19 protein-coding genes are annotated in these 22655 nt (G+C 76.5%); 9 read left to right on the top strand and 10 right to left on the bottom strand.

Features of this window, described 5'->3' with window-relative positions; translation table 11 throughout:
• Position 1 precedes the first annotated feature (1 nt).
• Both ACGF7U_RS06110 and ACGF7U_RS06105 read left to right on the top strand, forming a co-directional pair.
• Positions 2–1300 carry a DUF58 domain-containing protein gene (locus tag ACGF7U_RS06110; protein ID WP_393103466.1) on the top strand — a complete coding sequence of 433 codons (1299 nt, stop codon included), beginning with the start codon at positions 2–4 and terminating at the stop codon, positions 1298–1300.
• Positions 1301–1316: 16 nt separating this feature from the next.
• Positions 1317–3791 carry a DUF3488 and DUF4129 domain-containing transglutaminase family protein gene (locus tag ACGF7U_RS06105; RefSeq protein WP_393103464.1) on the top strand — a complete coding sequence of 825 codons (2475 nt, stop codon included), beginning with the start codon at positions 1317–1319 and terminating at the stop codon, positions 3789–3791.
• 243 nt (positions 3792–4034) lie between these two features.
• On the opposite strand, the gene ACGF7U_RS06100 is transcribed toward ACGF7U_RS06105, so the two are convergent.
• From ACGF7U_RS06100 to ACGF7U_RS06090, 3 genes are all read right to left on the bottom strand, one after another.
• Positions 4035–4430 carry a DUF3040 domain-containing protein gene (locus tag ACGF7U_RS06100; protein ID WP_350685819.1) on the bottom strand — a complete coding sequence of 132 codons (396 nt, stop codon included), beginning with the start codon at positions 4428–4430 and terminating at the stop codon, positions 4035–4037.
• A 115-nt stretch (positions 4431–4545) separates the two neighbouring features.
• Positions 4546–5805, bottom strand: a complete 1260-nt coding sequence (locus ACGF7U_RS06095) for a DNA polymerase IV (RefSeq protein ID WP_393103462.1) — start codon at positions 5803–5805, stop codon at positions 4546–4548.
• Between the two features lie 89 nt (positions 5806–5894).
• Positions 5895–7433, bottom strand: a complete 1539-nt coding sequence (locus ACGF7U_RS06090; protein WP_393103460.1) for an MFS transporter — start codon at positions 7431–7433, stop codon at positions 5895–5897.
• 83 nt (positions 7434–7516) lie between these two features.
• On the opposite strand from ACGF7U_RS06090, the gene ACGF7U_RS06085 reads away from it, so the two are divergent.
• Positions 7517–8089, top strand: coding sequence for a TetR/AcrR family transcriptional regulator (locus tag ACGF7U_RS06085; protein WP_393103458.1), 573 nt, complete (start codon positions 7517–7519; stop codon positions 8087–8089).
• A 93-nt stretch (positions 8090–8182) separates the two neighbouring features.
• On the opposite strand, the gene ACGF7U_RS06080 is transcribed toward ACGF7U_RS06085, so the two are convergent.
• The 7 genes from ACGF7U_RS06080 to ACGF7U_RS06050 all read right to left on the bottom strand — a co-directional run bounded on the left by ACGF7U_RS06080 (position 8183) and on the right by ACGF7U_RS06050 (position 16692).
• A complete protein-coding gene (locus ACGF7U_RS06080; protein ID WP_393103456.1) occupies positions 8183–9334 on the bottom strand; it encodes an alkaline phosphatase family protein in 1152 nt (383 codons plus the stop codon).
• On the bottom strand, positions 9331–10095 hold the full coding sequence (locus ACGF7U_RS06075) for a methyltransferase domain-containing protein (protein WP_393103454.1): 765 nt from the start codon (positions 10093–10095) through the stop codon (positions 9331–9333). The genes ACGF7U_RS06080 and ACGF7U_RS06075 overlap by 4 nt, the downstream gene beginning before the upstream one ends.
• A 38-nt stretch (positions 10096–10133) precedes the next feature.
• On the bottom strand, positions 10134–10310 hold the full coding sequence (locus ACGF7U_RS06070) for a hypothetical protein (RefSeq protein WP_393103452.1): 177 nt from the start codon (positions 10308–10310) through the stop codon (positions 10134–10136).
• A 96-nt stretch (positions 10311–10406) separates the two neighbouring features.
• Positions 10407–13772 (bottom strand): error-prone DNA polymerase, encoded by a 3366-nt coding sequence (locus ACGF7U_RS06065; protein ID WP_393103450.1) that lies wholly within the window; start codon positions 13770–13772, stop codon positions 10407–10409.
• A 21-nt stretch (positions 13773–13793) separates the two neighbouring features.
• On the bottom strand, positions 13794–15353 hold the full coding sequence (locus ACGF7U_RS06060) for a DNA polymerase Y family protein (protein ID WP_393103448.1): 1560 nt from the start codon (positions 15351–15353) through the stop codon (positions 13794–13796).
• Complete coding sequence (locus tag ACGF7U_RS06055; RefSeq protein WP_393103446.1) at positions 15350–16150, bottom strand: hypothetical protein; 801 nt, start codon at positions 16148–16150, stop codon at positions 15350–15352. Before ACGF7U_RS06055 ends, ACGF7U_RS06060 begins: the two co-directional genes overlap by 4 nt.
• Before the next feature lie 92 nt (positions 16151–16242).
• The gene (locus ACGF7U_RS06050) at positions 16243–16692 is read right to left on the bottom strand and encodes an SAV_6107 family HEPN domain-containing protein (protein WP_393103444.1); all 450 of its coding nucleotides are present in this window, start codon (positions 16690–16692) and stop codon (positions 16243–16245) included.
• Positions 16693–17287: 595 nt separating this feature from the next.
• Here ACGF7U_RS06050 and ACGF7U_RS06045 point away from each other — a divergent pair.
• The 6 genes from ACGF7U_RS06045 to ACGF7U_RS06020 are packed head-to-tail and all read left to right on the top strand — an operon-like array spanning position 17288 to position 22654.
• Positions 17288–17776 (top strand): YbaK/EbsC family protein, encoded by a 489-nt coding sequence (locus tag ACGF7U_RS06045; RefSeq protein WP_393103442.1) that lies wholly within the window; start codon positions 17288–17290, stop codon positions 17774–17776.
• 46 nt (positions 17777–17822) lie between these two features.
• A complete protein-coding gene (locus ACGF7U_RS06040) occupies positions 17823–18569 on the top strand; it encodes a monooxygenase (RefSeq protein ID WP_393103440.1) in 747 nt (248 codons plus the stop codon).
• Positions 18566–19144 (top strand): GNAT family N-acetyltransferase, encoded by a 579-nt coding sequence (locus tag ACGF7U_RS06035; protein ID WP_393103438.1) that lies wholly within the window; start codon positions 18566–18568, stop codon positions 19142–19144. The genes ACGF7U_RS06040 and ACGF7U_RS06035 overlap by 4 nt, the downstream gene beginning before the upstream one ends.
• Positions 19141–20031, top strand: a complete 891-nt coding sequence (locus ACGF7U_RS06030; RefSeq protein ID WP_393103436.1) for a carotenoid biosynthesis protein — start codon at positions 19141–19143, stop codon at positions 20029–20031. The genes ACGF7U_RS06035 and ACGF7U_RS06030 overlap by 4 nt, the downstream gene beginning before the upstream one ends.
• On the top strand, positions 20028–21155 hold the full coding sequence (locus ACGF7U_RS06025) for a glycosyltransferase (protein WP_393103434.1): 1128 nt from the start codon (positions 20028–20030) through the stop codon (positions 21153–21155). The genes ACGF7U_RS06030 and ACGF7U_RS06025 overlap by 4 nt, the downstream gene beginning before the upstream one ends.
• Positions 21156–21166: 11 nt before the next feature.
• A complete protein-coding gene (locus tag ACGF7U_RS06020) occupies positions 21167–22654 on the top strand; it encodes a phytoene desaturase family protein (RefSeq protein WP_393103432.1) in 1488 nt (495 codons plus the stop codon).
• Position 22655 lies beyond the last annotated feature (1 nt).

Genomic DNA, 22655 nt, shown 5'->3' with positions numbered 1-22655 from the left:
CGTGCGCGACGGGCTGCGGGGGCTGACCACCCGCGGTCGCTCGTTCCTCGCGGCGGCGGTCGCGGCCGCGGTCTCGGCCGGCATACTCGGCGAGAAGGACCTGCTCCGGGTCGCCGTGCTGCTGGCCATCCTGCCGCTGCTGGCCGCGGCCTACGTCGGGCGCAGCCGCTACAAGCTGGCCTGCAACCGGTCGCTGGATCCGCACCGGGTGCCCGTCGGGGCCAGTTCCCGGGTGGTGCTGCGGCTGCAGAACCTGTCCCGGCTGCCCACCGGCACCCTGCTGCTGGAGGACCGGCTGCCGTACGCGCTGGGCAGCCGCCCCCGGGTGGTGCTGGAGCGGCTCGGCGCGCACCAGGCCAGCTCGGTGGCCTACACGGTGCGGGCCGACGTGCGCGGGCGCTACGAGGTGGGCCCGCTGGTGGTCCGGATGACCGACCCGTTCGGGCTGTGCGAGCTCAGCCGCGCCTTCCCGAGCACCGACCACCTGACCGTCATCCCGCAGGTCGCCCCGCTGCCCTCGGTGCGCCTGCCCGGCGAGTACGCCGGCAGCGGCGACAGCCGGGCGCGGTCGGTCGCCGTGCACGGCGAGGACGACGCCGCCACCCGGGAGTACCGGATGGGCGACGACCTGCGCCGGGTGCACTGGAAGTCGACCGCGCGCACCGGCGAGCTGATGGTGCGCCGGGAGGAGCAGCCCTGGGAGAGCCGGGCGACCGTCGTGCTGGACACCCGGGCGTACGGTCACCGGGGCGACGGGCCGACCGCCTCCTTCGAGTGGGCGGTCTCGGCCACCGCGAGCATCGCGGTGCACCTGCGGCAGGCCGGCTACAAGCTGCGCCTGGTCACCGGCTCCGGGGCCGACGTCGACGCCTCCGAGGCGGCCGGCGACGGGCTGCTCCTCGACCACCTCGCCGAGGTCCGGCTCGACAAGAACGTCGAGCTCACCACCCTGGTCCAGCGGGTCCGGCAGCGGGGGGACGGCGGGCTGGTCATCGGCCTGTTCGGGTCGTTGGGCACCGCCGAGGCCGAGCTGCTGGCCGGGCTGCGGGCCAACGGCTCGACCTGCGTCGGCTTCCTGCTGGACAGCTCCACCTGGCTCAACCTGCCCGACAGGGCGCGGGCCGAGGCCGACCACGCGCACGGCGCCGCCGCACTGGCCCTGTTGCAGAGCGGCTGGCGGGTCATCGGGGTCGACCACGGCGCCCGGTTGCCGGCGTTGTGGCCACAGGCGGCCCGCGGTTCGCAGGGCTTCGCCCTGCGGGCGGCGATGGCCGAGACGGTGGCCGGCGGCGTGCGATGAACGGAAGGGTCCCCTCATGATCGCCCACCGGAACCTGGGCTTCGTGGCCGCCGCGGCGACGCTGCTCGCCGCGGCCCCGCTGTCGGCCATCTTCGAACGCTGGACGTGGCTGATCGAGGCGACGATCGCGGTCGCCGCGGTCGCCGCCGTGGCCGCGCTCGCCCGGCTGGCGCGGGTGCCGCTGTGGGGCCAGGTGCTCGGCATGCTGGCCGGCCTGACGCTGGCCCTGACCTGGCTCTTCCCCAGCGGTAGCGAACTGCTCGCCGTCCTGCCCACCCCCGCGACCTTCGCGCACTTCGGCGAGCTGTTCGGCGGGTCGCTGGAGGACATGCGCTCCTACGGCGTCAAGGTGCCCGACACCAACCCGCTGCTGTTCGTCACCGTGTTCGGGATCGGCGCGGTGGCGGTGATCGTTGACGTGCTCGCCGTCGGGCTGCGCCGACCGGCGCTGGCCGGCCTGCCGATGCTGGCCATCTACTCGGTGCCGGTCGCGGTCTACGTCGACAGCGTTCCGGCGGTGCCGTTCGTCGTCGGCGCCGCCGGCTACCTCTGGCTGCTGGTCACCGACAACGTCGACCGGGTCCGCCGGTTCGGCCGGCGCTTCACCGGGGACGGCCGGGACGTCGACGTCTGGGAGGCCTCGCCGCTGGCCGCCGCCGGCCGACGGCTCGCCGTGGTGGGCGTGGCGCTGGCCGTGGTGCTGCCCCTGGCCGTGCCGGGCATGACCGGCGGTCTGCTCGACAGCCTGACCTCCGGCTCCGGCGCCGGGAACGGCACCGGGCGCCCCGGGCAGGGCGGCACGCCGGGCCGGATCGACCTGTTCGCCGCGCTGAGCGGGCAGCTCAACCAGTCCGACGTCGCCGACCTGGTCAAGGTCACCACCAACGAGCCCAACCCGTTCTACCTGCGTTTCGGGGTCGCCGACCGGCTGGAGCAGGACGGCTTCTCGGTGCGCAACCCCACCGGGCGGTCGGTCGGGAACCTGCCGGCGCCGGCGGGCGGGGGCGTCGAGCAGCGGACGTACCGGGCCACGGTCGAGGTGACGAAGAACCTCACCATGCCACTGCTTCCGGTCTACCCGGAGCCGGTGCGCACGGAGGACCTCAACGGCAGTTGGTCGTACGACCCGAACCTCCAGGTCATCTTCTCCAACCGCGACAACTCGCGCGGCAAGCGCTACTCGTTCGACTACGTGCGCTCGACGTACACGCCGGAGGCGCTGCGGCAGGCGCGGCCGCTGCCGTCGGACCACCCGGTGCGGCGTGGGCATCCCGCGCCGCCGCCGATCCCCGAGGTGGAGGCGCTGGTCCGCACGCTGGTGGCGGGCAAGAACACCGAGTACGACAAGGTCCGCGGGATCTACGACCACTTCTCCGCCGACAACGGCTTCACCTATTCGCTGAGCACCAAGGGTGGCACCAGCGGGCAGGAGATCGTCAACTTCCTCAACAACAAGGTCGGCTTCTGCCAGCAGTACGCCGCCGCGATGACGTGGCTGGTCCGGGCCGCCGGCATTCCGGCCCGGGTGGCGTTCGGGTTCGCCAACGGCAGCAACTCCAGCGGTGACACGTACACGCTGAGCAACCGGAACCTGCACGCCTGGACCGAGGTCTACTTCGACAAGATCGGTTGGGTGCCGTTCGACGCCACCCCGGCGTACGGCGTGCAGGGCTCGACCCGGTCCCAGTCGGCCTGGGCGCCCGACGTCGACGCACCGGAGGACGACACGCCGGCGCCCGGCCCGTCGACCCCGGCCGACGACATCGACCCGTCGGCCGGCCCGGCGGGTCCGGAGGGTCCGGAGGAGGACCCCGACTCCGGGCTGGCCGTCGGGGCGGCGGCCCCGGCCGAGCAGGCTCCCGTCTGGCCCTGGTACGCGGCCGGCGCGGTGCTTCTCCTGCTGGGCCTGCTCGCCCTGCCGGCGTTGCGCCGACTGGCCCTGCGCCGGCGGCGCAGCGGTGCGGCGGCACCGGCGCCGGCGGCCGCGCGGGTGGGTGCGGGCGGCGACGCGCCGGCCGACGGGCGGCGCATGGTGGTCCTCGCGGACGCCGACCGAGCCCGGGCGGACGCGCACGCCGCCTGGGACGAGCTGCTCGACACGCTGGTGGACTACCGGGTGCGGGTGGACCGGACGGAGACGCCGCGGGCCACCGCCGACCGGCTGTCCCGGGAGACGCTCACGGCCGACGCCGAGGCGACCACGGCGGTACGGCTGCTGGGCCGCGCCGAGGAACGCGCCCGCTACGCGCGCGATCCGCTCACCGGCGAGCAACTCCTGCCGGCCCTGCGCCTCGTCCGCGGCGCCCTCGCCGCGCGGGCCGACCGCCGGACCCGCCTGGTGGCGGCGGCGCTCCCGCCGTCGGTGCTGCTGCGCTGGCGGACCGCCACCGCCGACGCGTCGTCCCGGCTGCTGGCGGCGCGGGGGCGCAGCCGCTCCCGGCTGCTGCGCTGGAACCCGCGTCGTCTGCTGGCCAACCGGATGGCCCGCTGACCGCACGGCCACGGCCACGGGCCGGGAGCGGCGACCTCGCCGCTCCCGGCCCGTTCCGTCGCTGGGGCATCCCCGCCCCGACTCCGCAGACGCGACAGGAGCGCGCGGCCATGCCGCGCGCTCCTGTCGCAGAAGAAGTGTGTGCGGCGCGCCCGGGGCGCGCGGAAACGTCGGGGGCCGCCGGACAGTTCCGGCGACGCGGTTCGTCGCGGTGGCGCGGCCCGCCTCAGCGGCGGGTCGGGCTCAGCGGTGTCCCTCCGGGCGCTGCCGCCACCGGTCCTCCATCCGGTCGAGGATCGAGGGCCGGCGACCTGTCCGGCCGCGGGGGCGGCGACGACTCGTCGTCCCTCCCACGACGTGCAGGTCGGGTGACTGGGCCCGACGGTGCGACTGCACCGCGAACGCGGCCGAGGCCAGCATGACGACAAAACCCGCCACTGCCAGCGGCGGAGTCTTGATCACCGCGCCGTAGACCAACAGGGCCAGCCCAGCGATGATCACGCCGGCAGCGACGAGCAGGCGACGCCGCGCGTGGAAACGCGGATCGCTGGCGCGCACGGCCGAGGCGAATTTGGGGTCCTCGGCAAGCGACCGCTCGATCTGCTCGAACAGCCGCTGCTCGTGCTCCGAGAGCGGCACGGCACTCCTCCCCGGTCACGTGGGTCGGCCCGGGCGGGCCGACAGACCGTGGCAGCCAACCGGCTGCTTACCCGCAAGTCTACGAGGGCCCTCGCGCGTCGGAAAGCGGGACGACCTACGGCCGGGGAGGATTTTCATTTCGTCGCCCGTCCCGGCCCCCGAGCAGACTGGCCGGACCTATGACGGACCGCCCGAATCGGGCAGCCGCGGCGTCGGCGGCGGCTTCCGCCTCCCGCCAGCCCCGCTCGGGCGCGCCGAGGGTGAGCTGCCGCGGGGTGTCCTGCGCCGCGGCGAGACCCTCGACGCGGACGCCGACCAGGCGGATGCGCTCTCCCGGGTCGAGCGCGGTGTAGAGCGCCCAGACGGTGTCGAAGATCTCCCGGGCGACGTCGGTCGGCACGCCCGACGTGCGCGACCGGCTGACGGTGCGGAAGTCGGCCAGCCGCACCTTGAGCGACACCGTCCGCCCGACCTGTCCGGCCCGGCGCAGCCGGGCGCCCACCTTGTCGGAGAGGGCGAGCAGGGCCCGGCGGATCTCCAGCGGATCGGCCACGTCGGCGTCGAAGGTCACCTCCGCGCCGATCGACTTCTCGACGTGCTCGGGGCTGACCCGGCGCGGGTCGCGCCCCCAGGCCAGCTCGTGCAGGTGGGTCGCGGACGCCTCGCCGAGCGCCTTGCGCAGCATGCCGACCGGCGCCTCGGCGAGGTCGCCGATGGTGGCCAGGCCGAGCCGGCGCAGCGTCTCGGTGGACCGCTCCCCCACCCCCCACAGCGCCGACACCGGCAGCGGGTGCAGGAAGTCGAGCACCTGGGTTGCCGGGACGACCAGCAGCCCGTCGGGCTTGGCGCGAGTCGAGCCGAGCTTCGCCACGAACTTGCTCGGCGCGACCCCGACCGAACAGGTGAGCCCCTGCTCGGCGGCGACCCGCTCCCGGATGCGCCGGGCGATGGCGGCCGGAGGGCCGAAGAGCCGCCGGGCGCCCGCCACGTCGAGGAACGCCTCGTCCAGGGAGAGCGGCTCCACCAGCGGGGTGACGTCCCGGAAGATCTGCATGACCGCGCGGGAGGCCGCCGAATACCGCGCGAAGTCCGGCGGGAGGTAGACCGCGTGCGGGCAGAGCGCCCTGGCCCGCGCGGTGGGCATGGCGCTGCGCACGCCGTAGCGTCGGGCCTCGTAGCTGGCGGAGCTCACCACTCCACGCGGACCGACCCCGCCGACCACGACGGCCCGGCCGCGCAACTCCGGGCGGTGGCGGACCTCGACCGAGGCGAAGAACGCGTCCATGTCGACGTGCAGGATCGGGCAGCCGGAGTCGTCGGCGTCCGGCCCGAACCGGGGATCGCCGCCCCGGGGCAACGACTGGCTGCGGCCCATCCCCGCAGGTTAGCGGGCACCCCCGACATGCCGCCCGGGCGGCCGGCGGCGCGCTGCGTCGCCTGGTCCCGCCCGGGCGGCGCGCGCCGTCAGCCCCGGTCGACGGACGGCGCTCCCGGGGGTACGCGTCGCAGCGCGACGGCGCTGACGAGCGCCCCGACGAGCAGGGTCGCCGCCCCGATGACGGCGGTGACCGTGAAGCCCTCGGTGAACGCGGCGAACGCCCGGTCGAGCAGCACGCCCGCCACCTCGGCCGGGACCTGGCCCGCCACGGCGAGGGCGCCGCCGACGGTGTCGGTCGCGGTGTGGGCGAGGTCGTCGCCGAGCCCCGCCGGCACCTCGGTGTCCATCCGGGCCCGGTAGATGCCCGCGGAGATGCTGCCCAGCACGGCGATGCCGAGCGCGCCGCCGAACTCGGTGCTCGTCTCGGAGATGGCCGAGGCGGCCCCCGCCCGCTCGGGTGGCGCCGTGGTGAGCACGAGCGAGGTCGCCAGGGTGCTGGTCATCCCGACGCCGACGGTGAGCAGCCCGTAGCTCGCGATCAGCCACCAGACCGGCGCGTCGACCCGCATGGCGCTGACGAGCAGGAAGCCGACGGCGGCGACGACGAGTCCCGCGGCCACCAGTACCGCGGGCCGGGTGCGCGGCGCGAGCGCGGACGCGAGGGCGACGCCGACGACGCTGCCCAGGATGGTCGGGAGCATCCAGAGCGCGGCGTCGAAGGGGCTGAGGCCGAGCACCGTCTGCAGGAACGTGACCGCGAGCAGACCCATGCCGGCGCTGGCGAAGGCGATCGCCGTGTTCGCGCCGATGGCGGCGGAGAAGGAACTCGCCGAGAAGAGTCGCACGTCGATCATCGGGCGGTCGCTGCGGCGCTGCCGGCGGACGAAGAGGGCGCCGACGGCGAGGCCGACGAGGAGGGTCACCAGCGACGCCGGGTTCGGGCCCTCCTCGGCGAAGTGCTTGACGGCGTAGATGACCGGCAGGACGGCGGCGAGGGACAGCAGGGAGCTGAACGGGTCGAACCGGTTCGGGGCCGGATCCCTCGACTCGCGCAGCAGGAACGGCCCGACGGCGAGCAGCAGGAGCATGACGGGGACGTTGATGACGAACACCGATCCCCACCAGAACCGCTCCAGCAGGAAGCCGCCGACGATGGGGCCGATTGCGATGCCACCGGTGAAGCCGGCCGTCCAGATCCCGACCGCGGTGCGCCGCTGGTTGTCGTCGGCGAACATGCCGCGGATCAGGGAGAGCGTCGACGGCGCGAGGGTCGCCCCGCCCAGGCCGAGCAGGGCCCGGGCGGCGATGAGCAGCTCCGGGCTGGTGGCGAACGCGGCCAGGAGGGATGCCGCGCCGAACGCGGCGGCACCGACGAGCAGGAGTCGGCGGCGTCCGACGCGGTCGCCGAGGCTGCCCATGGTCACCAGCAGACCGGCCATCACGAAGCCGTAGATGTCCATGATCCACAAGTACTGGCCGGTGCTCGGTTCGAGTTCGGCGCTGATCCAGGGCGCGGCCATGAACAGGACCGAGAGGTCCATGGAGGTGAGGAGGGCGGGAATGACGAGAGCGGCGAGGCCGAACCACTCGCGACTGCGGGCACGGGGAGGAACAGAGGTGGTCACGCGCCGGACTGTACAGGCGTACAATACGGGTGTTCAATACGGACGTACAAGACGGACGTTCAAGACCTGGCTACACTGCCGTCATGGGACAGCGAGAGGAACTCCTGGCGGGGGCGAAGCGATGCCTGGTGGAGAAGGGCTACGCCCACACCACGGCCCGCGACATCGTGGCGGCGACCAACGCCCACCTCGGCTCCATCGGCTACCACTTCGGCAGCAAGGACGCCCTGCTGAACGCCGCCGTCCTGGAGATCTTCGACGACTGGGGGGACGCGATCGCCGCGGCCGTCACGACCGAGCCCGGCGGAGCGCCGCTGGAACGTCTCCGGCAGTTCCTCCAGGGCGTGTTCGAGCTGGCGCACGAGCAGCGGGCCGTCCTGGTGGCGAGCGTGCAGGCGTACGCCCAGGCGGAGTTCGCGCCCGAGGTGCGCGACCAACTCGCGGCCGGCTACGCCGCCAGCCGGCGCGACCTCGCCGCCCTGACGCTCGACATCGCTCCGACGGAGGTCTCGGCGGAGCAGGCCCGCCGCTACGGTTCGCTCGCCCTGGCGCTCATCAACGGTGTGATGCTCCAGTGGCTGCTCGACCCCGGGGCCGCGCCCACCGCCGACGACCTCGTGCGGGCGCTCGAAGGGCTCGCCGGGCGGGAACGGTGACGGCGGCACCGCCGGTCCGCGCCTGACCGCGCCGGCCGGACAGGCGATCCGCGCCGCGACGCGGCGTACACCGGCGGGACGGTCGCCCGGTCGTCAGCCGCGTACGACCAGCAGCGGGATGGTCATCTCGGCCGCGGTGTCCGCCCCGTGGTACGCGACCAGCCGCGACACGATCGGCGGCTCGGAGCGGGAGGCCGTCACCGCGTACGTGGCGTTGCAGACGACCACCACGTCGCCGATGCGGAGCAGGTGCTCCTCCGGCACCGGGCCGAACCAGCCGGAGGCCACCACCTCCTCGCGGGTGCGGACCCGGGCCGCGGGGCCGAGCACCGCCGACCAGGCGGCCACCACGTCGTCCCGGGCGCCGGGCGTGACGTGCAGGTAGCGGACCCGCGGCTCCCCGGCGACCACCGCCACCCCGGCGCGCAGCCGGGGATCGGTGTCCAGGTCGACGCGGTGCGCGGCCGGCACGTCGAGCTGCCCGTGGTCGGCGGTGACCAGCAGCGCGGCGTCGGGCGGCAACCCGTCGACGAGCCGGGTGAGCAGCCGGTCCACCTCGGCCGCGGCGACCCGCCAGGGCGCCGAGTCGACGCCCGTGAGGTGGCCGTGGCGGTCCAGGTCGGGGTGGTAGCCGGAGACCAGGGTGGGCCCCGGCCCGGCGGCCAGGGCGGTGAGCATCCGTACGGCGAGCGCGTCGACGCCGGCCGCGCCGCGGTAGTCGCCGCCCCGGTTGGCGGCCACCGTCAGCCCGCTGCCGCCGAACTCGGGTCGGCTCACCACCGTCACCGCGACCCCGGCGGCCCGGGCACGTTCGAACTGGGTACGGACCGGCTGCCAGCGCAGCGGCGCCGGGTCGGCCGCCCACTCGATGTGGTTGAGCACCCGGTCGGTTCCGGGCACCCGCACGGTGAAGCCGAGCACGCCGTGCGCCCCGGACGCGGCACCGGTGCCCAGCGTCACCAGGCTGGTCGGCGTGGTGGACGGGAAACCGCAGGTCAGCGGCCGGCCGACGGTCGCGGCGAGCCCCGCCAGGGTCGGCGCGTGCGGCGCGGCGGTCGGGATCTGGTGCCAGCCGAGGCCGTCCACGAGCAGCACCGCCACCCGGCGCACCCCGGCCAGCGCGGGGCCCAGCCCGAGCGGGTCGGTGGCGCCGGGCACGCCGAGCACGGCGAGCGCGCTGGGCAGGACGTCGGCGAGGCTGCCGTCGCCGTAGCGCGGCGCGACGACCGCCAGCGGGTCGGTCACGGGCGACGGGCGAACAGGTGCAACTGGGCCGCGAGGTCCCGCCAGGGGCTTCGCGCCGCGAGCGCCCGTTCCAGCTCCACCAGGGCGGCCGGCTGGCCGTCGGCCACGGCCGCGGGAAGGAGGTCGGCGAGCACGCGTACGCCGTGGATCTCCTCGACCACGAGCCCGGCGGCGCCGAGCAGCGCGGCGGCGCCCTCGGCGTCGTAGCGTCGGCGCAGCGTGTCCCGGGCCCCCGCGCTGCCCGCCGGGTCGGCGGCCAGCGCGGCGGCGACGTCCAGGTGCCCGTTCATCGCCCGGCCGAGCACCGCGGCGGCCCGGCCGGCGACCAGCACGCTCGCGGCGCCGCCCGGGCGCAGCGCGGCGGCCAGCGCGGCCACCACGGGCGCCGGATCGTCGACCACCTCCAGCACGGCGTGGCAGAGCACCAGGTCCGCGTCGCCCGGCTCGACCAGCCCGGCGAGCGCGTCGCCGTCGCCCTGCACGGCCCGGACCCGCTCGGCGACCCCGGCCTCCGCGGCCCGGCGGGTCAGCGCGGCGAGCGCGTCGGGACTGGCGTCGACCACGGTGACCCGGTGCCCGGCCTGGGCGAGCGGGACGGCGAAGCCGCCGGTGCCGCCGCCGACGTCGAGCACGGTCAGCGCGGTGTCGCCGCGGCGTTCCAGCTCGGCGCGCAGCACCGACCAGATCACGGCGGTACGGGGGGTCAGCGGCGGCCCGGCGAGCCGGCCTGGGGTCTGCTCCACCCGGTCGAGCCTAGTCACCCGGTCCAGCCCCCGACGGGGACCGTCCGGTGCGGCGCTCAGGACTCGCCGGTGGCGCCGTCCTCCTCGGCCCGCGACCGCAGGGCGTTGGCCACCGGGCCCTCGGTGATCTCGTACTCGCGAGGCTCGGTGTGGTGCGTCGGGGTCCATCCGGCGCTGAGCCGGGTCCGCCGGGAGTTGGCCACCCCGCCGCTGTACTCGTGATTCCCCGTCATCGGTTCGCCCCCTCGTGCTGACGCGGGCCGCTCTGCCCGCGCGAGCAGGAGTCTCCCGCCATCGGGCGCGGAAAACCGTAATGTGGATCACTACCGTCAACGGAAATCGCGCGATGCCGGGCTGACCGGCGGGTCGATGGCGTCCAGCCGGTCGGCGGTGAGACTGGTGACTCCCTCGTGCCGCTGCAACCGGCCGCGCACCACCAGCGCCGCGCTGGTGCGGGCGATTCGACGGTAGCGCTGCCAGAGCCCCGGGGAGCACGTGACATTGAGCATGCCCGTCTCGTCCTCCAGGTTGAGGAAGGTGACCCCGCCGGCGGTCGCGGGGCGCTGCCGGTGGGTGACGATCCCGCCGACCCGGATCCGCCGGCCCGGCTCCACCCGGCCGAGCCGGGCGATCGGCACCGCCCCGAGGGCGTCGAGCTGCGGGCGGATGAAGCGGGCCGGGTGGCTCTCCGGCGACAGCCCGGTCGCCCACACGTCGGCGACCAGCCGGTCCACCGCCTCCATGCCGGGCAGGGTGGGCGCGGCCGTGCCGGTCACCGTGCCGGGCAGCCGGCCCGGCCGGTCCTGGGCCGCCGCGCCGGCCGCCCAGAGGGCCTGCCGCCGGGACAGCCCGAAACAGGCGAAGGCGTCCGCGGTGGCCAGCGCCTCCAGCTGCGCGGCGGTGAGACCCACGCGCCGGGCCAGGTCCGGCATGTCGCGGTACGGCCCGTGCGCCGCCCGCTCCGCCTCGATCCGCTCGGCCACCTCGTCGCCGAGGGTACGCACGCTGGCCAGCCCGAGCCGGACGGCCGGGCCGCCCAGCCCCCAGGCGTGCGGCGGCTCCCCCGGCGCGCTGCCCCACCGGGTCTGCGGGGTGGACTCCAGCACCGCCTTGGCGCCGCTGGCGTTGACGTCCGGCCGGCGCACCCGCACCCCGTGCCGGCGGGCGTCGTCGACCAGCGTCTGCGGCGAGTAGAAGCCCATCGGCTGGGCGTTGAGCAGCGCGGCCAGGAACGGCCCCGGGTGGTAGCGCTTGAGCCAGGAGCTGGCGTAGACCAGGTAGGCGAAGCTCATCGCGTGGCTCTCCGGGAAGCCGTAGCTGGCGAACGCGGAGAGCTTGCGGTAGACGTCGTCGGCCAGCTCGCCGGTGATGCCCCGTTCGGCCATCCCGGCGTAGAGCCGGTCGGCGATGCGGGCCATCCGCTCGGCGGAGCGCTTGGCGCCCATCGCCCGGCGCAGCTGGTCGGCCTCCGCGGCGTCGAAACCGGCCAGGTCGATGGCGAGCTGCATCAGCTGCTCCTGGAACAGCGGCACGCCGAGGGTCTTCTCCAGCGCGTTGCGCATCAGCGGGTGGGCGTACTCCACCGGCTCCTGGCCGTTCTTGCGCCGGATGTACGGGTGCACCGAGCCGCCCTGGATCGGGCCGGGCCGGATCAGCGCCACCTCGACCACCAGGTCGTAGAACTCGCGGGGCCTCAGCCGGGGCAGGGTCGCCATCTGGGCGCGGCTCTCCACCTGGAACACCCCCACCGAGTCGGCCCGGCAGAGCATGTCGTAGACCTCGGGGTCGTCCAGCGTCATGCCGCCGAGGTCCAGGCTCATCCCGATCATGTCGTAGCCGTAGTGCAGCGCGGAGAGCATGCCGAGCCCGAGCAGGTCGAACTTGACCAGGCCGACGGCGGCGCAGTCGTCCTTGTCCCACTGGAGCACGCTGCGGCCCGGCATCCGCCCCCACTCCACCGGGCAGACCTCGATCACCGGCCGGTCGCAGATCACCATGCCGCCGGAGTGGATGCCCAGGTGCCGGGGGAAGGTCTGCAACTCGTCGGCGTACGCGACCACCTGCTCGGGGATGTCCTCGACGTCGACCGCGGCGACCGAGCCCCAGCGGTCGATCTGCTTGCTCCAGGCGTCCTGCTGGCCGGGCGAGAACCCGAACGCCTTGGCCACGTCCCGCACCGCCGAACGGGGCCGGTACGAGATGACGTTGGCGACCTGGGCGGTGTGCTCCCGGCCGTAGCGGGCGTAGACGTGCTGGATGACCTCCTCGCGGCGGTCGGACTCGATGTCCACGTCGATGTCCGGCGGGCCGTCGCGCTCGGGGGCGAGGAAACGCTCGAAGAGCAGCCGGTGCCGGACCGCGTCCACGTTGGTGATCCGCAGCGCGTAGCAGACCGCCGAGTTGGCCGCCGAGCCCCGGCCCTGGCAGTAGATGTCCTGCTCGCGGCAGAACGCGACGATGTCGTAGACCACCAGGAAGTAGCCGGGGAAACCCAGCTCCTCGATCATGTTCAGCTCGTGGTCGAGCTGCGCGTACGCCCTCGGGTGCGCCTCGCGGGGGCCGTAGCGCTCCCGCGCGCCCCGCTCGGTCAGGTGGCGCAGCCAGCTCATCTCGGTGTGCCCCGGCGGCACCGGGTACGCCGGCAGCCGCGGCGCGACGAGCTGGAGGTCGAAGGCGAGCTCGGCGCCGAACTCGGCGGCCCGCGCCACCGCGCCCGGGTACGCGGCGAACCGGGCCGCCATCTCGGCACCGCTGCGCAGGTGGGCGGTGCCGGCCGCGGGCAGCCACCCGTCGATCTCGTCCAGGCTGCGCCGGGCCCGTACGGCGGCGACCGTGGTGGCCAGCCGGCGCCGGCCGGGGGTGGCGTAGTGCACGTTGTTGGTGGCCACCGTGGGCAGCCCGGCGGACGCGGCCAGCTCGGCGAGCGCGTCGTTGCGGTCGGCGTCGACCGGATGACCGTGGTCGGTCAGCTCCACCGCCACCGTCTCCGCGCCGAACAGGGCGGTCAGCCGGTCCAGCTCGCGGGCCGCTGCGGCCACCCCCTCGGTGAGCAGCGCCGCCGGCACGTGCCCCTTGCGGCAGCCGGTGAGCACCAGCACGTGGTCGCGCAGCTCGGCGGCGACCTCCTCCAGCTCGCCGTAGACCGGGCGGCCCTTCTCCCCGCCGCGCAACTGGGCGCGGGCGATGGTCGAGGCGAGCCGGGCGTACCCCTCGTGGCCGTGGGCGAGCAGCAGCAGGTGCCGCCCGAGCGGGTCGGGCTCGCCGTTCTGCGGGCCGGGCAGGCCCAGCGACAGCTCGGCGCCGAAGATCGTCGGCAGGCGCAGCGCGCGGGCCGCCTCGGCGAAGCGCACCACCCCGTAGAAGCCGTCGTGGTCGGTGACGGCGAGCGCGGTCAGGCCCAGCCGGGCGGCCTCCTCCGCCAGTTCCTCGGGGTGGCTGGCGCCGTCGAGGAAGCTGAAGTTGGTGTGCGCGTGCAGCTCGGCGTAGGGCACCGCGTCGTCGGGACGGGCCAGCTCCGGCGGCGCGTACTCCTGCCGCTTGCGGCTCCACGCCGGGGAGTCGCCGCCGTCGGCGTCGACCGCGAGCGGGTCCACCACGTGCAGGTGCCGCTCGCCCCTGGGGCGCCCCGCGGCGGACCGCCCGGAGAGCACCTGCTCCAGCTCCGACCAGGGCATCTTCGGGTTGTGGAAGCTCACCGGCCCACCACCCGGCGGCGGTCAGTCATAGATCGCCTCCACCAGCCACCGGCCGCCCTCGACCGCGAGCAGCAGGGCCGCGCCGTCGGCCAGGCAGACCTGGAACCGGGCCCGGCGGCGGGCCTCGGCCGGCGCCCACCAGCGCTCGTCCACCGGCCACGGACCGGCCCAGCCGACGATCTCGGCCGGCCGGGCGGTGCCCACGGTCAGCCGGGCCGGCGCGGCGCTGACCTGGAGCCGCGCGCTGACCACGACCGGCTCGCCGGCCGCGTCGTGCACGGTCGCGGCGAGCGGGTCGGGCAGCACCACGGCCGGCGCCGGTGGCGGCAGCCGGCCCGGCCACGGCGGCTCACCCGGGCGGGCCGGCAGGCGTTCGTCCCCCCACGGCACCAGGCGCACCTGGTCGGCCGGCGAACGCCCGCCGCCGAGCACCGCGGTGACCACCGCCTCGGGGCCGAGGATGCCCTGCACCCGGCTCAGCGCCCGGTGCGCCCGCTCCCGCTCCTCGCCGGCCTCCCCCCACAGGCCGGGTTGCAGGCCGGCCTGGGCGAGCACCCCGTCGGGCACCAGCCGCAGCCGGATGATGCCCGCCGTCGGGCGGGCCGGGCGGGCGCCACCCCGGCCGCCGCCGGACAGCCAGCCGTCGAGCTGCCAGCGCACCCGGTCGGCGATGGCTGCCGCGGTGAGCAGCCCGTCGTGCCGCCAGACCCGGTGCAGCTCCTGGCCGTGCGCGGTGACCGCCTCGATGCCGAGGCGGGTGCAGGCCAGCCCGTGCGCCGCGAGCCGCTCGTGCAGCCGCTCGGCCAGCGCCCGGGCGGCGAAGGCAGCCGCGTCGACCCGGTCGAGCGGCTCGTCGTGGTCGGCGGTGACCGCGAGGTCGGCCGGGGGCTGCCGGACGGCGAGCGGGCGGTGGTCCCGCCCGGCCGCCAGCCGGTGGGCCAGCGCGCCGTCGAACCCGAACCGGGCCAGCACGTCGCCGGCGGGCAGCGCGGCGAAGTCACCCAGGGTGCGTACGCCGAGCCGGCGCAGCAGGTCGGTCAGGGCCGGCCGGCCGAGCGCCTCGACCGGCAGGTCGGCCAGGAACCGCGGGGTCTCCCCGGGCGGAACGACCTGCCCGGCGCGGGCGGCCAACCCGGCGGCGAACACCCCGTCGGCGATGCCGACCTGGCTCTCCACCGCGCATGCCTGCGCGACGTGCTCGACGATCCGCTCGGCCGCCGCCTCCTCGCCCCCGAGATAGCGGCTCGGGCCCCGGGCCGCCACCGCGCACGCGCCGGGACGCACCACCTCGACGCCCGCGACCAGTTCCTCGACCGCGGCGACCACCGGCTCGAACGCCCGGGTGTCCCGTCCCGGGTCGTACTCGACGACGGTGAGCTGCGGGCAGCGCCCCTGCGCCTCCCGCTTGCGCAGCCCCCGGCGCACCCCCTCGGCGCGGGCCCGCTCCGAACAGGCGACCACCCGGTTGGCGTGCAGCACGGCGACCGGGCCGGTGGCGGGCACCCCGTCGACGATCTCGGCGGCGAGCACCGGCCAGTCCGGGCACCAGAGCAGCAGGGTCCGCACCGGCGCACCGGTCATGCCGGACCGACCAGGGTGAGCGCGCCGCGACGGGAGGTGCCGGCGGACGCGGAGGCGGCCACGGAAACCGGGCGGGGCCGGCCGGCGACCGACCGGCCGGTGACGGAGCCGGCGACAGCTCCGGGGGCCGGACGGGGAATGACCCGGGTGAGCCCGTCCCCGGGGAGCCAGACCTTGATCTCCTTGGGGCGGGCGGCGGCCCCGCGCCCGCGCGCCGAGACGGTGACCTCGCGGCGGCGCAGCCGGCCCCGTCCCGGCCCGAGTCCCTCCCAGGCGCCCCGGACCACCTGGAGGGTCACGTCCGCGCCGTCCCACCGCCCGTACGGGACGAGGACGCTGCCCCGCTGCCGGGCGCGGGCCGCCAGCCGGTTGGCGACCGAGGCGGAGACCGTCGCCGGCACGGCGGTGACCACGACGTCCACCCCGTCGATCAGCGCGGCGATGACGGTGGCCCACTCCGGACCCGGGTGGGGCACCAGGGCGAGCCGGTCCAGGGCGATACCGAGCTCGGCGGCCGCGCCCGCCCCGAACGTCGGCACCCCCACCACGGCGCACCACGAGCCGGCCCGGGACGCCTCGGCGAGCAGCGCCAGGACCAGCGACGTGCCGCCACTGCGGCGGGGTTGACCGGTGGCGACCGCGATCGTGCTGCCACGCCGCAACCCTCGGTTGGGCAGCAGCCCGGTCAGCTCCGGAGCCACCGGCAGCACCCGGTGACCGCCTGCCGGGTCCGGTGCGCTCGCCGGACGCACCAGCGCGGCCAGTGCGGCGGAACCGACCACCATCCGGCCCGCCATCGGACCTACCCCCCGTCGTGCTGTCGATCGGATGTGCGCGTGACGCCCCGGCCGCCCGGCTCCCCCCGCTGGGCGGCCGGGGGCGTCACGGGTCAGGCGGCGAGGCCGTCGAGCGCCGGTTGGTGGGTCACGCCGAGCGCGGTCTCCACCACCGTGACGAACTGTTCGGCGGCGCGCAGCAGGTCGTCGGCCTCGCGGGCGGTCACGACCCGCGGGATGCCGGCCTCGGCGGCGGCGCGCTTGCCGGCGCCGAGGGCGAAGAACCGGGCCCACTCGTCGAGCTCGGGGGCGGCACCCGAGAGCAGGACCCAGACGCTGGTGATCCGGTTGCGCCGGGCGGGAGCGGGACGCGCCCGGGCGGCGAGCAGGGCCGCCGCCGCGCGCAGCGCGGCCAGGTGGGCGGCCGCGTAGCGGAGGCCGTCGGGGCGGGTCTGGGCGGCCTCGGCCAGGCCGTGGCGGGCCACCGCGAGAAGCTGGGCGGGGGTGCGGTGCGGCAGCACGTGCGCCGGCACCGTCGGTGCCTGAGCCGGGTTGGTCGGCATGGGACTGTCTCCTCCACGTGGCCGAGGCGCCGCCCCCGGGGCGGACCTGGTCCGCCGGCGGGACGCCGGGTCGAGTGGTGCGGAGGAAGACGCACCGGGTGGGGGCCGGCCGGGTGTGGACGCTTCCCCACACCACACCCGGCCGGCACAACCGGCGGGTTCGTCGCCCGCCGCCCGGGGGTCGTGGGCGGCGGGCGACGCTCCTGCCTGACGGGCCCGGGCTCGCGACTGCCCGTGACCCAGGTGCGGCCCGCGGAGCCGCACCGCCCGGGGCCGGCGCCGCGAAACACCGCCCGGGATGTTGGAACGGGCGTTCGACGCAATCGAACACTCGTTCTAACCACTGCTGACAGTACACCCTCCCTCCGACGAAAATGCAACGTGTGGCGCGCGGGACGTCGCCCCCGGTGCCCGCCCCGTCACCGGCCTGCTCACGCCGTCGCCGTCCCGCACCGAACCGACCGGCCGCGCCGGGCCCGACCCGGAGCGGTCGCACCTCGGGCGGCCCGGCGTGGTCGGCGGGCGTCGACGTGGCCGGGGCGGGGTCGGCGTGGCCGGGCGGGCCGGCGGCGGGCGCACCGGGAAGAATGGCGGCATGCAGCCACACCCGAACGTACGGGCGGTGCAGGACGTGCTCGACGCCGCGGGCGCGCGGGACGGGTCCGGCGCGCCGAGCGCCGTCCGCCTGCTGCCCGACGCGGTCCACACCGCCGCGGCCGCCGCCGAGTCGCTCGGCGTCGGGGTCGGCCAGATCGCCAACTCGCTCGTCTTCGAGGCGGACGGCGCGCCGCTGCTGGTGCTCACCTCCGGCGCGCACCGGGTGGACACCGCCGGCCTGGCCGCGTCCATCGGGGTCACCCGGCTGCGCCGGGCCACCCCCGACTTCGTCCGCGCACACACCGGGCAGGTGATCGGCGGGGTCGCCCCGGTCGGCCACCCGCGCCCGCTGCGCACCCTGGTCGACACCGCCCTCGAGCGGTACGACGAGATCTGGGCGGCCGGCGGCGTGCCGCAGGCGGTCTTCCCCACCACGTACCGGGAACTGCTGCGGGTCACCGGCGGCACCCCGGCCGACGTGGCGTGAGCGGGCTGAGCGGGCGGACCGTCGGGCTCGGCGGCGGGGCGGCGGCGTGAGCGGGACCGACGGCGTCCCGGGGCTGGTCACCCTGCACGTGTGGCGCACGTCCCGCGCCGCGCTGCCCCGGGCGCTGACCCGGATGGCGGCCGACCCCCGCCGGCTGCGGGCGCTGCCCGGCGTACGGTTCGGCAAGCTGCTCGGCACCGGGACCGGCACCGGCTTCGGGCCGGGCGACGCCGACCTGACCCGGTGGGCGGCGCTGACCGTGTGGGACTCCCCCGCCGCGGCCGCCGGCTTCGACGACTCGCCGGTGGGGCGCGGCTGGGCGCGGATCGCCCGCGCGGCCGTCCGGGTCGACCTGCGCCCGCTGAGCAGCCGGGGCGAGTGGTCGGGCCGCCGGCCGTTCGGCGAGCCGCCCGGCGGCCGGGTCACCGGCCCGGTGCTGGCCCTGACCCGGGCCCGGCTGCGCCCCCGGCGGGCGGTCACCTTCTGGCGGGCGGTCCCCCCGGTCGCCGCCGCGCTGCGCGCCGCGCCCGGTCTGCTGGCCCGGTTCGGCGTCGGCGAGGCCCCGCTGGGCTGGCAGGGCACGGTGAGCGTGTGGCGTGACCCGGCGGACCTCGTGGCGTTCGCGTACCGTCACCCGGAGCACCGCGCCGCGATCATGCGGACCCCCACGGAGGGGTGGTACGCGGAGGAGCTCTTCGCGCGGTTCGAGGTGCGCGACGTGGTCGGTGACCGGGCGGTGCTGGGGTGGGTCGCGGACGGCGGCCCGGGAACGGCGGAGGGTGCACGGGCATGAGGTTGGTGCGGTGGACGCCGGACGATCTCGTCCGACGGCTGGACGACGTGGTGGCCGTCTACGGCGAGGCGATGGGGTACCGCACCGACCTGCTGGAGGCGCGGCGCGGCTACATCGCCACCCACGTACGCCGGCCCGGCTTCCGCGCCGTCGCCAGCCTGACCAGCGAGGGCCACCTGGCCGGCTTCGGCTACGGCTACCTCGGCGCCCCGGGGCAGTGGTGGCACGACCAGGTGTGGCGGGCGCTGGACACGCCCGCCCGGCAGCGCTGGCTGACCCACTGCTTCGAGGTGGTCGAGCTGCACGTCCGGCCGCCCGCGCAGGGGCACGGCCTGGGCGCGGGGCAGCTACGGGCCCTGCTCACCATGGCGGAGGGGACGACCACCCTGCTGTCCACCCCGGAGGCCGACGAGCAACGGTCCCGGGCCTGGCGGCTGTACCGCCGGTTCGGCTTCGTCGACGTCCTGCGCCACTTCCACTTCCCCGGCGACGAGCGCCCGTTCGGCGTGCTCGGCCGGGACCTGCCGCTGGAGCCGCCGACGTCCGCCCCGCGCGGCCGGGCCGCCGCGCCGTGACCCGACGGCTGTCCTGGACGCTGCTGGCCGTGCTGGTGCTGGCGCAGATCTGCTACCCGCTGAGCACCGGGCAGACCCGGGCCCGGCTGACCGTCGCCACCGTCGTGCTCGGCTACCTGCTCTCGGTGAGCCACGCGCTGCTCAGCCGGGGCCCGCGTACGGCGGCGGCGCTGGTCGCGGTGGCCACGGTCGGCGGGTTCGCCATCGAGGCGCTCGGCGTGGCCACCGGCTTCCCCTTCGGCAGCTACGACTACTCGGGCGAACTGGGACCGAAGCTGGCCGGGGTGCCGCTGATCATCCCGCTGGCCTGGACCTGGATGGCCTGGCCGGCCTGGCTGGCCGCCACCCGGCTGACCGGCGGCGCTCCGCTGGGGGCCGGCGGCACCCCCGACAGCGCGCCGGGCGTCGGCAGCGACGCCGGTGGTCGGCGGGGGACCCGGTTCCCCGGCCGGCGGGTCGCGCTGGCCGCCGTCGGGCTGGCCGCCTGGGACCTCTTCCTCGACCCCCAGATGGTCGCCGAGGGCTACTGGGTCTGGCGGGACGCCACCCCCGCCCTGCCGGGGCTGCCCGGCATCCCGGTGAGCAACTACCTGGGTTGGCTGCTCTTCGCGGTGCTGATGATGGGCGCGCTGCGCCCGCTGGCCGGGCCCGCCGTCGGCGGCACCGACGAGCGGGACGGCCCGATGTTCGCGCTCTGGCTGTGGACGTACTTCTCCAGCGTGCTGGCCCACGCGGTCTTCCTCGACCTGCCCGCCTCGGCGCTGTGGGGGGCCGCCGGCATGTCGGTGGCCGCCGTGCCGCTGGCGGTCACGCTGGTCCGCGCCCGCCGCGACGAGGGGCACGAGCCGCGCCGGCCGCAGCGCCCCGGCGTCGACGCGGCGGCATGACCGCCGTCCTCGCGCTGCTGGCCGGCGTGGCCGTGCTGACCGCGCACACCCTGGTCAACGCCGGCCGCCGGCTGCGCCGCCCGGCGGACCGGCCGGCGCCGGTCACCGAGACCGTGGCGGTGCTGCTGCCGCTGCGCGACGAGGCCACCCGGGTCACCCCCTGCCTGCGCGCGCTGCTCGCCCAGCGGGGCGTGCCGGGGCTGCGGGTCGTGGTGCTCGACGACGGGTCGACCGACGGCACGGCCGACGTGGTCCGCGCGGTCGCCGGCGACGACCCCCGGGTCACCCTGCTCGACGGGGTCGCCCCGCCGCCGGGCTGGCTGGGCAAGCCGCACGCCTGCTGGCAGTTGGCCACCCGGGCCGACCCCGCGGCGACCGCGCTGGTCTTCGTCGACGCCGACGTGGTGCTCGCCCCGGACGCGGTCGCGGCGGCGGTCACCGAGCTGCGCGCCGCGCGGGTGACGCTGCTGTCGCCGTACCCCCGGATCGTGGTCGCGACGGCGGCCGACCGGCTGGTCCAACCGCTGTTGCAGTGGCTGTGGCTGACCTTCCTGCCGCTGCGGGCGATGGAGCGCTCGCCGCGGCCGTCGCTGGCCGCCGCCGGCGGGCAGTTCCTGGTGGTGGACCGGGTTGGCTACGACGCCGCCGGCGGGCACGCCGCGGTGGCCGGGAAGGTCCTGGAGGACATCGAGCTGGCCCGCGCGGTCAAGCGGGCCGGCGGCCGGATCGCCCTCGCCGACGGCTCGCGGCTGGCCGCCTGCCGGATGTACGAGGACTGGCCGCAGCTGCGCGACGGCTACTCGAAGTCGCTCTGGGCGACCTTCGGCCACCCCGCAGCCGCGGCCGCGGTGGTGACCCTGTTGCTCGTGCTCTACACCGCTCCCCCGCTGCTGGCGGTCGTCGCCCTGGCCGCCGGCGCGCCGCCGGTGGCCGCCGCGGCTCTCGCCGCCTACCTGCTCGGCGTCGCCGGACGGGTGGTCAGCGCCCGGGCGACCGGCGGCCGGTGGTGGCCCGACGCGCTGGCACACCCCGTGTCGGTCGTGGTCCTCGGTTGGCTGACCCTCCGGTCGTACCATCTGCGGAAGCGGCGTCGCCTCTCCTGGCGCGGCCGCCCCGTCAGCTAGGGAGGCGCGGCATGGCGCGGATCGTGGTCGTCGGCGCCGGGGTGGGCGGGCTGGCCACCGCCGCCCGGCTGGCCGCCACCGGGCACCAGGTCACCGTGCTCGAACGGGCGGACACGGTGGGCGGCAAGCTCGGCCGGTACGTCCACGACACCCCCGACGGCCCGTTCCACTTCGACACCGGGCCGAGCCTGCTCACCCTGCCCGACGTCTTCCACGACCTGTTCGAGGCGACCGGCGCGAAGCTCGACGAGTACCTGGACCTGGCGCCGGTGGACCCGATCGTGCGGCACGTCTTCCCCGGCGGCGGCCCGGCCCTCGACTCGTGCGCCGACCCGGCCGAGTTCGCCGCCCGGATCGGCGCGGCCTTCGGCGACCGGGCCGCGGCGGACTGGCAGCGGCTGTGGCGCCGGGCCGCGCGGGTGTGGCAGGCCTCGCACCGGGACATCCTGCGCCGCCCGATCGACTCCCCGCTGGACCTGGCCGCGCTGGCCTGGCGGCTGGGCGACCTGGCCGCGATCGGCCCCGGCCGGACGCTGCGCGGGCTGGGCCGGCGGCACCTGTCCGACCCCCGGCTGCGGATGCTGCTGGAGCGGTACGCCACCTACACCGGGGCCGACCCGCGCCGGGCGCCGGCCGCGCTGGTCGCCGTGCCGTACGCCGAGCTGGCCTTCGGCGGCTGGTACCTGCGCGGCGGGCTGGGCACGCTCGCCGACGCGCTGCTGACCCGCTGCCTGGACCTCGGCGTGGTGGTGCAGACCGGCGCCACGGTCACCCGCATCGACGCCGCGGGCGGCCGGGTGCACGGCGTACGCCTGCGCGGCGTCACCGCGCCGGTCCCCGCCGACGTGGTGGTGGCCAACGTCGACGCGCTCACCCTCTACCGGGACCTGCTGCCCGACCCGCGCCGGCTGACCGGGCTGACCGACCGCAGCCTGGCCGGCTTCGTGCTGCTGCTCGGCGTCACCGGGAGCTCCGGGTTGGCCCACCACAACGTGTTCTTCCCCCGCGACTACGACGCCGAGTTCGACGCGGTCTTCGGCCGCCCGGGGCGCGGCGTGCGGGCCCGCCCGGCGGCGGACCCCACCGTCTTCGTCACCGTGGCCGACGACCCGGTGGTCCGGCCGGCCGGCCACGAGGCGTGGTTCGTGCTGGTCAACGCCCCCCGGCACGGCACCGCCACCGGCGCGGTCGACTGGCGCCGGCCGGGCCTCGCCGGGGCGTACGCGGACCGGGTCCTCGACGTGCTGGCCGAGCGCGGCGTCGACGTGCGGGACCGGCTGGTGTTCCGGGAGGTCCGCACCCCCGCCGACCTGGACGCCGCGACCGGCGCGCCCGGCGGGTCGATCTACGGCACCGCCGGCGGCCTGCTCCGCCCCGCGAACCGGGGCCCGGCGCACGGGCTGTGGCTGGTCGGCGGCTCCAGCCACCCGGGCGGCGGCCTGCCGATGGTGACGCTCTCCGCCCAGATCGTCGCCGACGAGATCGGCCCCGCCTGGTAGG

The organism is Micromonospora sp. NPDC047670, from assembly GCF_043204915.1.
In the GTDB taxonomy this organism is placed as follows: Bacteria; Actinomycetota; Actinomycetes; order Mycobacteriales; family Micromonosporaceae; genus Micromonospora.
Note: the sequence above shows the minus strand (reverse complement) of the source record. Positions and strands in the feature narration are given on the sequence as shown.

Bases quoted from the DNA above. Each gene is read 5' to 3' on its own strand.
- ACGF7U_RS06105 (WP_393103464.1), top strand. From the start codon at position 1,317: ATGATCGCCCACCGGAACCTGGGCTTCGTGGCCGCCGCGGCGACGCTG.
- ACGF7U_RS06095 (WP_393103462.1), bottom strand. From the start codon at position 5,805: ATGGGCCGCAGCCAGTCGTTGCCCCGGGGCGGCGATCCCCGGTTCGGG.
- ACGF7U_RS06085 (WP_393103458.1), top strand. From the start codon at position 7,517: ATGGGACAGCGAGAGGAACTCCTGGCGGGGGCGAAGCGATGCCTGGTG.
- ACGF7U_RS06070 (WP_393103452.1), bottom strand. From the start codon at position 10,310: ATGACGGGGAATCACGAGTACAGCGGCGGGGTGGCCAACTCCCGGCGG.
- ACGF7U_RS06060 (WP_393103448.1), bottom strand. From the start codon at position 15,353: ATGACCGGTGCGCCGGTGCGGACCCTGCTGCTCTGGTGCCCGGACTGG.
- ACGF7U_RS06055 (WP_393103446.1), bottom strand. From the start codon at position 16,150: ATGGCGGGCCGGATGGTGGTCGGTTCCGCCGCACTGGCCGCGCTGGTG.
- ACGF7U_RS06050 (WP_393103444.1), bottom strand. From the start codon at position 16,692: ATGCCGACCAACCCGGCTCAGGCACCGACGGTGCCGGCGCACGTGCTG.
- ACGF7U_RS06045 (WP_393103442.1), top strand. From the start codon at position 17,288: ATGCAGCCACACCCGAACGTACGGGCGGTGCAGGACGTGCTCGACGCC.
- ACGF7U_RS06035 (WP_393103438.1), top strand. From the start codon at position 18,566: ATGAGGTTGGTGCGGTGGACGCCGGACGATCTCGTCCGACGGCTGGAC.
- ACGF7U_RS06025 (WP_393103434.1), top strand. From the start codon at position 20,028: ATGACCGCCGTCCTCGCGCTGCTGGCCGGCGTGGCCGTGCTGACCGCG.
- ACGF7U_RS06020 (WP_393103432.1), top strand. From the start codon at position 21,167: ATGGCGCGGATCGTGGTCGTCGGCGCCGGGGTGGGCGGGCTGGCCACC.